The 13440-nt window shown below is 53.6% G+C and carries 14 protein-coding genes; 2 read left to right on the top strand and 12 right to left on the bottom strand.

The features are described from left to right. Positions 1–14: 14 nt before the first annotated feature. From MHFGQ_RS01960 to MHFGQ_RS01945, 4 genes are all read right to left on the bottom strand, one after another. Positions 15–689 (bottom strand): formate dehydrogenase subunit gamma, encoded by a 675-nt coding sequence (locus MHFGQ_RS01960; protein WP_106005621.1) that lies wholly within the window; start codon positions 687–689, stop codon positions 15–17. After that, the gene (locus MHFGQ_RS01955; RefSeq protein WP_106005622.1) at positions 682–1377 is read right to left on the bottom strand and encodes a 4Fe-4S dicluster domain-containing protein; all 696 of its coding nucleotides are present in this window, start codon (positions 1375–1377) and stop codon (positions 682–684) included. The genes MHFGQ_RS01960 and MHFGQ_RS01955 overlap by 8 nt, the downstream gene beginning before the upstream one ends. A gap of 6 nt (positions 1378–1383) precedes the next feature. Then, entirely contained in the window at positions 1384–3555 is a 2172-nt protein-coding gene (locus MHFGQ_RS01950; protein ID WP_106005623.1) for a molybdopterin-dependent oxidoreductase, read from the bottom strand. A gap of 264 nt (positions 3556–3819) precedes the next feature. Further along, on the bottom strand, positions 3820–4995 hold the full coding sequence (locus tag MHFGQ_RS01945) for a YeeE/YedE family protein (RefSeq protein ID WP_106005624.1): 1176 nt from the start codon (positions 4993–4995) through the stop codon (positions 3820–3822). Between the two features lie 72 nt (positions 4996–5067). Between MHFGQ_RS01945 and MHFGQ_RS01940 the strand changes: the two genes are divergently transcribed. Then, positions 5068–5961, top strand: a complete 894-nt coding sequence (locus tag MHFGQ_RS01940; RefSeq protein ID WP_106005625.1) for a LysR substrate-binding domain-containing protein — start codon at positions 5068–5070, stop codon at positions 5959–5961. Positions 5962–5984: 23 nt separating this feature from the next. Here MHFGQ_RS01940 and MHFGQ_RS01935 read toward each other — a convergent pair whose 3' ends face one another. The 4 genes from MHFGQ_RS01935 to MHFGQ_RS01920 form a co-directional block, all read right to left on the bottom strand. Next, the gene (locus MHFGQ_RS01935) at positions 5985–6209 is read right to left on the bottom strand and encodes a sulfurtransferase TusA family protein (RefSeq protein WP_106005626.1); all 225 of its coding nucleotides are present in this window, start codon (positions 6207–6209) and stop codon (positions 5985–5987) included. A 93-nt stretch (positions 6210–6302) separates the two neighbouring features. Beyond that, positions 6303–7013: a DNA/RNA nuclease SfsA gene (gene sfsA, locus MHFGQ_RS01930; RefSeq protein ID WP_211292907.1), complete on the bottom strand. Its 711-nt coding sequence runs from the start codon at positions 7011–7013 to the stop codon at positions 6303–6305. Positions 7014–7035: 22 nt separating this feature from the next. Beyond that, the gene (locus tag MHFGQ_RS01925; protein ID WP_106005650.1) at positions 7036–7893 is read right to left on the bottom strand and encodes a ComEC/Rec2 family competence protein; all 858 of its coding nucleotides are present in this window, start codon (positions 7891–7893) and stop codon (positions 7036–7038) included. Continuing rightward, positions 7886–8089 (bottom strand): DUF3006 domain-containing protein, encoded by a 204-nt coding sequence (locus MHFGQ_RS01920; protein WP_245907851.1) that lies wholly within the window; start codon positions 8087–8089, stop codon positions 7886–7888. The genes MHFGQ_RS01925 and MHFGQ_RS01920 overlap by 8 nt, the downstream gene beginning before the upstream one ends. A gap of 210 nt (positions 8090–8299) precedes the next feature. Between MHFGQ_RS01920 and MHFGQ_RS01915 the strand changes: the two genes are divergently transcribed. Next, positions 8300–8743: an Hsp20/alpha crystallin family protein gene (locus MHFGQ_RS01915; RefSeq protein ID WP_106005629.1), complete on the top strand. Its 444-nt coding sequence runs from the start codon at positions 8300–8302 to the stop codon at positions 8741–8743. Between the two features lie 51 nt (positions 8744–8794). Here MHFGQ_RS01915 and MHFGQ_RS01910 read toward each other — a convergent pair whose 3' ends face one another. From MHFGQ_RS01910 to MHFGQ_RS01895, 4 genes are read right to left on the bottom strand one after another with little or no spacing between them, the layout of a single operon-like run. Next, on the bottom strand, positions 8795–10318 hold the full coding sequence (locus MHFGQ_RS01910; RefSeq protein WP_106005630.1) for an ABC transporter ATP-binding protein: 1524 nt from the start codon (positions 10316–10318) through the stop codon (positions 8795–8797). A gap of 12 nt (positions 10319–10330) precedes the next feature. After that, positions 10331–11398: a BMP family lipoprotein gene (locus MHFGQ_RS01905; RefSeq protein WP_106005631.1), complete on the bottom strand. Its 1068-nt coding sequence runs from the start codon at positions 11396–11398 to the stop codon at positions 10331–10333. Positions 11399–11437: 39 nt separating this feature from the next. Beyond that, positions 11438–12376 (bottom strand): ABC transporter permease, encoded by a 939-nt coding sequence (locus MHFGQ_RS01900; RefSeq protein ID WP_106005632.1) that lies wholly within the window; start codon positions 12374–12376, stop codon positions 11438–11440. Next, a complete protein-coding gene (locus MHFGQ_RS01895) occupies positions 12376–13410 on the bottom strand; it encodes an ABC transporter permease (RefSeq protein ID WP_343105520.1) in 1035 nt (344 codons plus the stop codon). The genes MHFGQ_RS01900 and MHFGQ_RS01895 overlap by 1 nt, the downstream gene beginning before the upstream one ends. Positions 13411–13440: the final 30 nt, after the last annotated feature.

Genomic DNA, 13440 nt, shown 5'->3' with positions numbered 1-13440 from the left:
TATTTAAGCTATTTTTAAGCTATTTTTGCCTGTTTCTCTTGTCTCTCTCCGGCCTTCAACTCGCGGTACCAGCGTCCGTGATGCTCGCGGGCAAATTTGGCGGATACTTTACCGGACAGCATACCGTTTATCGACTCGCGGGAATTGGGGTGACCCAAGGCCAGGTAAACATGGCCCAGGAGAACGCCGCCCATAAGCAGCGCTCCGGCCGAATGCAGGGGCAGGGCCCAGGAGACCACGGCCGGTGAAAAACTGTCCCTGAGGAGCAGGATCCAGCCGGTGGCGGCCATCAAGATAGAACCGAAAATGGTAAGGAGGGAATTGAGTTTTTCGCCGGCGTTGAACTTGCCCTGCTCTGGTAGTTCCGCTTTAAGGCCGAAAAACTCCCGGGGAAAGGCGAAGATAAATCGGAAATCATCCCGTCCCCATGTAAAACATTCGCGCAGCCACTGCAAAAACGTCCGCGGCGTGCCCAACAGAAGAATGATTACCGTTAGGAAGGTAAAGGGATAGGCCATGGCGTGATGGATGCCGCGAAAGAGGCGCAACCCGCCCGGTCCCAGCAGGCCGGCATAGCCGCGGAAGACCAGGGCCAGCCCGGTGAGGAGCAGGACCACGAAGGTAATGCCATGACTCCAGTGACCCAAACGCTCAAATAGATTAAAACGTTCCACCTTTTCCTCAGTCATTCTTGCCGCCTCCTTTGATATTGTTGATGACCAAACCGGCGATAACGGCGCCGGCCGCCAAACCCATTACGGTCTTGCCCCCGGGATGAACGATGTCCTGCCAGACACGCACGGCTCCCGGCTCTTGGAAATTAGCCGGCAAGAAGGAGGGATCCAAATTACGCGGTGGGACGTAGTATATGGAAGTGCCTTTAATCTGCACGGCTTTTTTCGAGGCTATGGCTTTGGATATTTCACTTCCTTTATCCTCTAAATCGCCGAAGATCCTGGCCGCGGCCATACAGGTCGCCACACAGGCCGGCTGCTCGCCTTTTTCGATAAAATCGTAGCAGAAATAGCATTTTTGCACTATTTGGTCCTCGGGATTAAAGCTGCGGGCGTCATACGGGCAGGCCTGCTGGCAGTAACGGCAGCCTATACATTTTTGCTCGTCGACTACCACTATACCATCGGCGCGTTTATAGGTGGCTCCCGTAGGACAAACTCGGGCACAAGGGGGATCGTCGCAGTGCATGCACTGGGTGGTTATCACCCCGCCTTTTACCTTGGGAAAGGTCCCAACTTCGTAACGATGCACCCTGGTAAACTGTACTGCAGGCAGCAAATCCCATTTGGTCTGGCAGGCCACGGTGCAGCCGTGGCAGCCTACGCAGCGCGTCAGATCGATCAGCATTCCGTATTTAGCCATCTACACTCACCCTGCCTTCCGCACCGTCACCAGGGTTTCACACTGGGCCGCCGCCCCGGAAACCGGTGCCGTGATAATGGGGATTAAAGCGCCGCCGTTGGCCCCACTGTTATAGGCCAGTTTCCTCAACGGGACACCGCAGCCAAAGCCGTGGGCCAGGAACACGGCCTCGGGGTGAATACACTCGGTGACCCGGGCCTTTACCTTGACGCTGCCTACCTTGGAGGTTACTTCCACAACATCCCCGGTTTTAATGCCCAGCTTGGCGGCCCGGGCCGGGTTAATCCAGAGTTCATTCTCCGGCATGAGGGCATGGAGGTAGGCATTGTTGTCGGTAGTGGTATGGGTGTGCATGGGCACATGGCCCTGGATGAAACGAAATTCATTTTCCTTCGGCTCCACCAAAGGCGGTTCCCACGCCGGCGTTAAGGTGCTGCCGGCCTTGACAAAGGCCTGACAAGCCAGCTCGATTTTGCCCGACGGCGTCTTGAGTTTGGTGTAATCGGGCGGCTGGGCTGCTACTTCGGCCACACCGGTACGGGCAAGTTCCGCCTGGGTCAATCCCAGGGGAGCCAGCATGGCGTCGTTGTACTGTTCGAGGGTAAAGTTGAAGTACTCCCCTAAACCGGCCGCCTTGGCTATACCACCGATAATCTCCTCCGCTCCCTTAGTATCAAAGAGGGGCTGCACCGCCGGCTGGCGCAAAATCACCTTGTTGCCCGCCGTCATCAAGGGGTCATAGCGCTCCAGGTAAGTGGCTTCGGGGAGCACATAATGGGCATAATAGGCCGTATCATTCATCTGGATGTCGATGGCGACCACCAGCTCTAACTGCTTCAAGGCTTCAATAAAGGCCGCCGAGTTGGTGCTGGAGCGTACCGGGTTGAGATGCTGGATGACGACTGCCTTAACGGGATAGGGTTTATCCTCCTTGACCCTTTCGGGGAATATCTGAATTATGCCGTGGGCTTTATTTAAAGGCCACTTTTCACCGCCGGCCCCGTCCCAGCGCGGCGCCACCGCCGCAGGGGGCTTGGGGCCCATAAGGGGTCCGGGATCCCCGAATTTAATGGTAGGAGGAAAGCTCAGGCCGCCTTTGGCGCCGAGGTTACCCAGAAGGGCGTTCAGGGCGGCTACGGCCCGGGCCGTTTGGACACTGTTGTAGTACTGGGATCCGGTAACGGCATGCCAGCCGGGATCTACGGCAGCCGCCGGCTTGGCCGCCGCCAGCTCCCGGGCGATGCGGGCGATGGTCGCTGCGTCGATCCCGGTTATTTGGGCCGCCCATTCGGGGGTGTAGGAAGCGACTCCGGCCTTCAGCTCTTCAAAACCGACAGTCCGCTCGGCTACAAAGGAAGCGTCATACAGGTTCTCCCGAATGATGACGTTAATCATGGCCAAAATCATGGCCAAATCGGTGCCGGGCCTGATGGGCAGCCACTCGTCGGCAAAGTAGGCAAAATCGTTAAAGCGTGGATCGACGGCCACCAGATGGGCGCCTTCTGCTTTGGCTGCCACGATTTTTTGTATATCGGGGTTTTTAATACCCCCGGTGAGGTTGCGGCCGAAGGCGATGTAGTACTTGATATTGCGGTAATCCACCCCGGGAACGCCGCCGTACATTTGTTCAAATGCCACATTTCTGCTGCTGTAACAGGTCGGACCATGGCCGGTGTAATTGGGTGAGCCGAAGGCGGCCATAAAATGCTTCTCCAGAGGGGAGATGAGTTCCGGATGGGCCAGCCACACGAGGGTTTGGGGGCCGTAACGCCCTTTAAGTTCTATGAGCTTTTCTCCTATTTCCTTAAAGGCCTGTTCCCAGGAAATGGGCTCAAATTTGCCGTCACCGACCCTCTTCAGAGGACCCTTTAAGCGATCGGGATCATACAAGGTTTTGGTACCGGCATTGCCCCGGGCGCACAAGCGACCGCCGCTCTGGGGATCTTTGGGATTTCCGGTCAAACGCCAGACGCGCCCATCCTTCACATGGGCCAAAACACCACACTTTACCCCGCACATCTCGCAGATGGTAGGTACGACTTTAGTGGCGGAGGCTTCCGGCGCCTCAGCCGCTTCCGCCCCTTTCAAAGGGACCAAACTGCCGCCGAAGGCGGCCACGGCCCCGGCCACCAGCGAGCCCTTGATAAACGTTCGCCTGCTTATCTTTTGTTCTAACATGCCTTCACCTCCAAGTTCTGCTAAGAAACTGTTGTTATTAACACTTAATTTAAAGCCAGTGATTGCCCTCAGTGTTACTTTCACAATATATTTTATTGCTTTCGTCCCGCTTCTCCTGCAGCCGGGCCAAGGGGCATTAAAGCCCGAGGGGAGCTGCGGCAGCTCCCCTCGGGCAAAGAATCATGCGGCCTCACGGCCTTTTTGTAATTCAATTGTCTAACGGTATTTTCGAGGGCCATCAGACTATTCGATAGTTATCACAATTTAGAGCAGAAAACGCAGCAGCAACCTGCTTCCCACATATGCCCCGCTGATCAAACCCAGGCCAAAAAGCCACCCGTGGAGGGAGAAAGAGGCTATACCGTTAAAAAAGGCGCCGATATTGCAACCCATGGCAATCCTGGCGCCGTAACCCATAAGGAGTCCTCCGGCCACGGCCGCCGCTATCAGGGGCCACCGCCTGGGCCGATGCAGGCGGAATTCCGAACCTGCAAGGGACCCTAAAAAAGCGCCTATCACCAGCCCCACATCCAGGAGGGTACGGGGTTCCCCCAAAAAACCCATCTCCAGGGCCTGTCTGTGGGCCGGTAAATTGTAATAATACCAATCGGGTAAAGCCCCCTTAAATATCTGCCAGATCCAGGCCCCCCAATAGCTGAAGGCCGTAGTAATACCCCAGGGCTGCCCGCCGCGCCAGGTAAGGAGGACATCCAACACAGCCAGGGCTATTCCCCCGGTCCAGTACGACCAGGGTTGGGCCCACAGGCGGCGCAGCTGGTAGGGCTGCCGCTCCCGTGGTGCCGGAGTGAAATCGGGAAAAAACCTTTTTTCCAAACCCATAAGGGCCAGATAAATCGCCCCCAGGGCCAGGAGCTGGAAGGCTAGCGCCGGCCCCCAGCCAATAATGTGGGGGAAAAATATTATCGGCGAACGGCCGATGCTCGCCCCCTGCCACCACTCGAAATCATGGCTTCCCCAAAGGGAACCGCCGATAAAGGCGAAGAGTACAATCCACTGCTGCAGGTGACCCTCGCCCACCCGCATTAAATTGCCACTGGCGCACCCCCCTGCCAGGACCATCCCCGTACCGAAAAGAAGCCCGCCGGCTAAGGTATGCCACCCCGCCGGGTGGACATCGGCCAGGGGCAACCCCGTCCGGGCCACCAGGGTCATACCTATCACAGCCGTCATTAAGGCGATTACTACCGCCCTGGCGACGGAGGTGTTGCCGGTGATAAAGGGATCGCGGAAGGCGGCAACGAAGCAGAAACGGCTGCGCTGGAGGACGAAGCCGAAACCCAGCCCGAAAATCCATGCCTCTCCTAGGCCCGGGCCACGGCTCTTTAGCCACCAAAAGACCGCCAACGCAAGCAGGGCTGTAATGAGGGCATAAGGTTCCTGGGAGCCGAGAAGCCTGCCCTTCATCCTTTCTTCGGCCATGCTTATCCCGCCTGTTTCAAAGATGATATGTTATAATAAATATGATAAGCAGCCGGCAGGGAGGCCCGTTCCATGAATCTCAACCATCTGAAAGCTTTTTGTACGGTAGCCCAGGTTAAATCCATTTCCGAAGCAGCCCGCCTCCTGCACATGTCCCAATCTTCCTTAAGCTATCAAATTCAGCTTTTGGAAAACGACCTCGATGTCGAGCTTTTCACCCGTACCACCAAAGGAGTAGAGTTGACGGCCCTGGGGGAAATAGTTTATGAATACGGCCAGACCTTCCTCCAGCTGGCCGAAAACCTCAAACGGGACCTCAACAACTGGAAGAGCGGCCATGAGCACCTCGTCGTCGGCGCCAGCAGCAGCATCGGCAGCTATGCCCTGCCCTGCACCATTTACAGCTTTAAAGAAAAATATCCCGACGCCAACATTAAGCTCCTGGTCGGCAACCGGGAGGAAACCATCCAGAAGCTACTGGACAAAACCATCGACATCGGCCTCATCGAGGGGCCCGTCGATCAGCCCGGCCTGGCCACCCGCGGGATCGCCGAAGATGAGTTGCTCTTAATCGTTCCTCCTGCCTGGAAGGGCCCGGAGCGTGTTACCCTGGAAGAGCTATGCCGCCTGCCAATGTTCCTCAGGGAAGAAGGTTCCGGCACCCGCGGGGTGATTGCCCGCGCCCTGGCCACCCAGGGCCTGACGATAGCCAACTTGAACGTAGTCCTGGAATTAAATTCCAACGATGCCATTAAATCAGCCATTACCGCCGGCCACGGCGTTTCCCTGCTCTCCCGTTTGGCTATCAGACGGGAAATTCATGCCGGTACCTTAAAGGCCCTCCAAGTGGAAGGTATCTCTTTTCGCAGTACTTTTCACATCGTTTATCAGGCAGGCCGGCCGGCTACCGGGTTGCAAAAAAAATTTTTTCGCTTTCTTTTAACCAACAAAAAGGCCTTTTGTTGAGTCTAAAGGCCTCTGCCGTTTTGCTATACCTTCTCGATTACTACCTCCCAGACGCCATGGGCCACCTCCCTAACCTCAACACGGTGGCCCATTTTTTGCACCGTCTCGGCCAGGGACCGGCTGGTGCAACTGTGGTCGCTGGTGACGATCAACAAATCGCCGGGCTGCAATTCTTTGAGCTTAACCTTGGTGCGCACTATGGGTATGGGACACATCTCCCCGCATGTATCCAGCCGGTAGACAGCCATACAATCGTGCTCCTGCGAGTTTTAATATAAATTCGCTACCGGGATACCGAAATCCTCCCCAAGCATAGTTCTTCCTCAAAAGACCCTTGTCGCTTAAAAATATACATCCAGCCTTACAGGCACGGCATCGGCCAGGCAGGCCGCCTTCAGGCTGATGCGGCAGCGGTAAGCATAAATTTCTACCCCGGCTTCGGCCGCTTGCCGCAGGGCCCGGGCAAAAAGGGGGTCGGTGGATTCATTAGGAGCAAAAAAATCCGCATCCTCCCGTTGGATAATAAATACCACCGCCGCTCTGCAACCCCTATACTTTAGACCCATCAGTTCTTCCAGGTGACGGGTGCCGCGGGCTGTGGGAGCATCGGGGAAAAGGGCAACATTGCCATCACTTACCAGGGTTACCGACTTTACCTCTACATAACATGGCGGAAGCTCCGGTTCGCTCCCAGTAAGTAGAAAATCAAGGCGGCTGGAGCCTGTTTTGACTTCGGACGTCAGCTCCCGATAACCTATAAAGGGTACCAGTTTACGGCCATGAAAAGCGGCGGCAAAGAGGCGATTCGGCAGGCGGCTATCGAGGGATATAAAAATGCCGCCACGGTAGGCCAGCACTACATCATAGAGGGTCTTGCGCCCGGCAGATTCTTTAGCCGGAGCCAGGAAAAGCTCGGTTCCAGGCAGTAATAATTCTGTAAGACGTCCGGGATCGGCCAAAAAGGCCGTAAAGGGCCCTCCCTCCCCTTCCGCCACTACGGTAAAACGGTTGGGTCGGGAAAGAAAACGGGCTTTAACCAGATTTTCAGGCAATTTAACCATAGGCCGCCTCGAACTATTTTATAGTAATATTCCGGCTGTCACTGACGATGATGACTGTACCGTGTTCATCGGTGCGATAAATCTTTACGCCCGCCCTTTGCAGACGTTCCAGTACTCGGGGATCGGGATGGCCGTAATCGTTGCCCTTGCCGACGGATATGACGGCGTATTTGGGCGCAACTGCCTTTAAAAATGCTGCCGAAGTAGAACTGGCGCTGCCATGATGGCCGACCTTCAAAACATCGGCCTTCAAGTTATAGCCGGCAGACAGCATCTCTTCCTCAGAAACCGTCTCCGCGTCACCTGTGAAAAGAAAGGCCGTATTCCCGTAAGCAATCTTAAGGACGGCACTGTAATTATTGAGCTCATCATATGAATTACTGTTCGGCGCCAGAAACTCAGCAGAGAGACCCGGTATATCCATCTTTACCCCGCCCCTGGCCCGGATCCTCGTAGCACCGCTTGCCTTTACGGCATTGATAAAATCCTCAAAGGTCCGGGTCGTGGTGACGGCATTGGGCATATAGACGGCCGCCACCGGAATCTCCTTAATTACGCTGTCAAGGCCGCCTATATGGTCCTCATGGGGATGGGTAGCCACTACGGCCGCCAGTTCTTTAACGGCCTGGGATTTTATGTAATTAACGACCTTTATACCATCGTCATTATTACCGCCGTCAATCAAAATGGCCTTCCCTGCCGGAGTTTGTATGAGTATGCTGTCCGCCTGCCCCACATCGATAAAATGGACCTTTAACTCCCTCCCATCCCCCGGAGGAGGTGCGCCAACAGTTCCTCCGGACGAACAGGCCGTCAAAAACAATATAAAGGCCAGCAGCGCAAAAATGATAAAACGCTGAACTCTATGCATCAAAAAAATCCGCAAGTAGATTTTGAACTCCCCTTTTCTTTTTTTCCGTCGCTTCGCGGTCGACGGTAGCCGTAAGGATTATAACGTCCCCTTCCCCGGCGTCCCGGGGCAAAACACTTCGCGGCAGGTTAAAGGTCATGCCGTCTTCAGCTGCAATTACCGCCCATCTTCCTTCGAAGCGGTCAATGATAAACAAGTTTTGGCCCCCTTTCTTACGATTTAAGTATACCATAAGTTCGTTAATTATTAAGTCCCTGGAAACGTCGGAAGTAGATATGTCCAGTTAAATCAACCACAATTGCCTTTATTTGCCTGTATTTGACTTTATTTGACTTTGACCTTTTTTGACTTTGAACATAAAATGAAAGTGAAACTAAAACAAAATCTTTCAAGGGGGGATGAGGCTATGTTCGGTTTAGTACCTTTCTACGGCAGGAGAAGGGGTTTAAGGCCCATGTTCTCCGAGATTGAAAATTTTATGGAAAGGATGTTTAACGAGGATCTCTTTTGGATCCCGGTATTCGGCCAGCCCTTTAAAGTAGATATTAAAGAAAATGAACGCGAATATGTCCTCGAGGCCGAACTGCCGGGTTTGGAGAAGGAAAATATAAATATTACTTATGAAGACGACACCCTAACCATTTCCATCAAACGCGATGAAATCGTGGATGAGGCACGGGAAAATTTTATTCGCAAAGAGCGACGCAGCGGCAGCATCGAACGCAGATTTTATCTGGAAGGTGTCGACGAAGAAAAAATAACCGCCAAATACAAAAATGGCCTCTTAACGGTAATTTTGCCCAAAAAAGAAGCTGGCTTCAAACGAGGCAAAAATATACCCGTAGAATAATCTAAAACCCAAAGGCGGCTTCCTCTACCAGGAGGCCGCCTTTTTATTACTTTAAGATGCTTCCTTGGCCACCCCGGCCATCAACAGCCCCAAGGTGCGTTCGTCGGCTTCTTCGGCCTTTAAAACTTGCATTATCCGACCCTCATATATCACGGCGATACGATCTGATAGACTCATAACCTCCTCCAGGTCTTCCGATATCAGCAGTACTCCCATGCCTTCGTCGCGGGCTTCCATCAACTTTTTGTGGACGTATTCGGTGGCGCCCACATCCAGCCCCCGGGTCGGATAAGCGGCAATCAATACAGAAGGTCTGCGGGTGATTTCCCTGGCCAGAATCAGGCGCTGGATATTCCCACCGGACAGCCTTCCAGTCGGTGTATCCAGGTTAGGAGTCTTTATCCCGTAACTTTCTACCAAAGAAGCCGCCTGCCTTCTTATGCTCTGATTCTGAAGGAAGATGCCTCGGGCGTAGGGCGGCTGGGCATGATCCTTTAGGATTAGATTTTCCCAGATGGTAAAGGAGGGGATGGTCCCTACGTGCAAACGGTCTTCGGGAATAAACCCCAAACCCTGTTTGATAATCCTTTCAGGTGCCTGGTTGGTAATCTCTTTGCCGTTCAGGACAATCTGGCCTTTATCTGCCCTTCTCAGCCCGCTTATAACCTCGGCCAGCTCTTTCTGGCCATTACCTGATACGCCGGCTATTCCCAATATCTCGCCGCCTTTGAGTTCCAGGGAAAGCCCCTTAAGGGCCGGTGTTCCCTTATTCCCAGTAACCCACAGCTCTCTTAAACTAAGCACCGTTTCGCCAGCCGGGGTTCTGGATTTATTTTTCTGGAAGGCGAGTTCTCGTCCTACCATCAGGCGGGCAAGTTCTCTGGAAGTAGTTTCGGCTGTTCGGATGGTAGCCACTACTCGGCCGTCCCGCAAAACCGTAACCCTATCACTTACCGCCATAACCTCGTTTAATTTATGGCTTATAAATACAATAGGGCGGCCCTGTTTAGCCATATTTTTCAGCAGCGCTATAAGCTCACCGGCTTCCTGGGGAGTTAACACGGCGGTAGGTTCATCGAGGATGAGAAGGCTGGCGCCCAGATATAATGCCTTAATAATCTCCACGCGCTGCTGTTCCCCTACGCTTAACTGCCATACATACGCATCCGGAGATACTCCCAGACCATAATTTCGCGAAATTTCCTCGATGTCCCTGCGAACCTTTTCCAGGTCCACAAATATCCCTTTGCGCGGCGGGGAGCCCAGGGCTACGTTTTCGGCCACGGTAAGGGTGGGCACCAGCATGAAATGCTGGTGCACCATCCCTATACCCAATTCCATGGCCTTACGGGGAGAGGTAATTTGGACGGGCTGTCCGTTTATCAAGATTTCACCGTCGTCCGGCTGATACAGACCATAGAGGATGCTCATCAGAGTGGTCTTGCCGGCTCCGTTCTCACCCAACAGGGCCAGGACTTCACCTGAATTTATCTCCAGATTTACATTATCGTTGGCCAATACACCGGGAAATCTCTTGGTAATGCCGCGCATTTCCAGGTGTTTAATTTCCTGCATGTGGCTTCCCCTTTACTTCTGTTGCTGTTTCTGCCCTTGTTCCTTGGGAAGTTCGATCTTAAGTTCCCCACTTGCTATTTGCTGCTTTACTTTCTCTACCGCGTTCTTGGCCTCTTGAGGAATTTTATCCGCCAGTTTGCTGTTAAATTTAAGCTCCAACGTTCCATCGCTGAAGGAAAGCGTCAAGTGTTCGCCACCAAGTACGCCTTGTTTTCGTAATTCTATCATCTTGGTAACTACTTTTTCCCAATTATAAGCCTGGGCCGCCAAGACTGTATCGGGTGCCAGGCTGCTTTGGTCCATATCGGTCGACAGCCAGTATTTCCCGCGCTCGGCCACTGCCTTAATGGCACCGACCGACTGCTGCGAGGATCCCGTCAATATATCGGCACCGGCATCCATATGGACTTTGGCCAGCTCTCCGGCGCCCACAATATCGCCAAAAGAACCGGTATAGGCAATGCGTACCTGGGCTTTGGGGTTCACGGCCTTAACACCCTGCTCGAACCCATAATTATACTTAATTGCGTCTCCGGCTTCCACAGGGCCTACAACCCCTATTATTCCCGTCTTGGTCATATACCCTGCCAGCATACCCAGTAGGTAGGCTCCTTCCTGGGCCTGGGGATCATAGGCAAATATGTTGGGCGCCGTCTGGAAACCGGTTCCATAGGCAAAGGTGGTTTTAGGAAAATCAGCGGCGATTTCCCGCAGCACACTCTGGTACTGGGCACCATGGGCGATGACTATATCATACCCCTGGCTGGCATATTGTCTGATTGCCGCGCCGGCGTTTACAGCGTCTCCCAGCCTCTCACTAACGGCTATTTCTACTTTATCTTCTCCCATCTTTTTCTGCACGGCCTTTAGGCCCTCATACATGGACTGGCTCCAGGCCATATCATCCACAGTACTGGCGACTACCATAGCGATACGCACCTTTTGGGACTGCTGGGCCTGTCCTCCATCTTTTTGTCCCTCTTTTTGACCCTGCCCTGACGGATTGCCCCCGCACGCCGCAACCAGGGCCATCATAAACATCAACACAAGTACACCTATAACCTTTTTCCACTTCTTCATCTTTGGACCCTCCTTAAATTAATATATAAAATTTGCCTTTTACCCTCGGGTTCCGCGTTCATAGGGCTTACCCAGGGCGGCCGGCGCCCAGACGCGTCCGAAGGATACAGCCAGGGCAATTATAGTGATGACATAGGGCAGGATAACTGCCATCTCGTATGGCACCTTAATACCCAATACCTGAACCCATAATTGGAATGAACTGGCTATGCTGAAAAGAAGGGACCCGGCCAGAATTCCCAGGGGACTCCAGCGGCCAAAATATACAAGGGCTACAGCGATGAAACCCCGGCCCGCCGTGATATTATCGGCAAACATATTAGCCTGTCCCACAGTCAGAAAAGCTCCGGCCAGTCCTGCCAGCATTCCCCCTAAAATAAGGCACTGATATCTTATGCTATCAACGCTAATGCCCAGGGTATCTGCTGCTTCAGGGGTGGTACCTACGGCCCTGACCTTTAGCCCCCAAGGGGTCTTATACAAAACTATCCAGCTTACAGGCACGAGAATGTAGGCCAGATACACCAGCCAATTGTGTTGAAATAATATGGCACCAATATAGGGGATATCACCTAAGATTGGAATTTTCAGCGGCCGCAGACCTTCAATCGTGGTAATGAAGCCAAGGTAAAGCCGGAAAAGAAGCCCCGAAAGGCCCCATCCAATCATATAAAGACCAATGCCGCTAATGCCTTGTTCTGCTTTAAAGGTTATACTGACAACGCCCATGAGAGCGCCCAGCAAAGCCCCGACAGCTAGACTGACCAGTATTCCTAAGTAGTAATTCCCCGTCTGTAAAGTTACAAAAAATGCCATGAAGGCCCCCAGGAGCATAATGCCCTCTACTCCCAGGTTGAATACCCCTGAACGCTGGACGAACATTTCACCGATGGCGGCCAGTAAGAAGGGAGTAGCCAGGCGGATGCCCGTAGCCATAATACCAACAAGTAGTCCTTGACTTATAACCGCATCTCCCATTACGCCTTCGCCCCCCCTTCACCCGTAGATTTGGAACGAGCGGCACCACGCCGGCACCAGAAGCGCTGCAGCAATTCAGGTTTACGCATTATGAGGTCACTGGATACAACGAAAAGTATGACCAGCCCCTGGATAGCCATAACAATAGCTGCCGGGACCCTCACGGACCGCTGCATCATGTCCGCTCCCAGTATCAGAGCGCCCATAAGTATTGACGCCGGTATCGCTCCCAGTGGATGCAGGCGCCCGAAAAGGGCGGCCACAATTCCGCTAAATCCATATCCGGCCGAAAGGGACTCTAAGGAACGATGATGGACTCCCAGTACCTCCACCGTACCGGCCAGCCCTGCCAGGGCACCGGAGAGGGCCATGGCCAGTACCAAATAGAACTCGACTTTGATCCCTCCATAACGCGATGCCTCCGGACCGGCCCCTACAGCGCGCATACGATAGCCAATAGTAGTACGCCACAGGAAGATATAAACAATGGCGGCGAGAATAATGGCTAAAATAAAACCGACATGCAAGCGCGTTCCTGGAATCAGGCGGGGCAACCATATATGCTGTGGCACCATCGCCGTTTGAGGTACACCCGTTCCATATGCTAATTCCTGAGGATCGATTAACGGGCCACGGATGAGATAAGTGTACAGTTGAAGGGCGATGGAATTTAGCATAACGGTACTTAGAATCTCATTGACGGCCAGACGCGCTTTAAGCCATCCGGCTATTCCTCCCCAGATTCCTCCGGCCACACACCCTACCAGAAAAACTACAGGAAAGAGTAACACCGCCGGCCAGTGGGAAAAATATAGGGCTACCGCCGAGGCAGCTACGGCGCCCATGAGTATCTGCCCCTCGCCGCCGATATTTAAAATGCCGGCGCGGAAGGAGATAACTATACCCAGACCGACCAGGAGAAGGGGCGTAGCACGCACCAAAGTTTCGGTAATCCCAAATTCACTGCTAACGGGACCGCTAAACATCACCCCATAAGCCTTAAGGGGATCTGCCCCGGCAACCAAAATAAGCACCGCCCCTGCCAAGAGGGCGGCAACCAGGGC

The sequence above is a fragment of the Moorella humiferrea genome (assembly GCF_039233145.1).
Lineage (GTDB): Bacteria > Bacillota > DSM-521 > Neomoorellales > Neomoorellaceae > Neomoorella > Neomoorella humiferrea.
The sequence above is the reverse complement of the archived record's forward strand: the minus strand, read 5'-3'. Positions and strand labels throughout refer to the sequence as shown.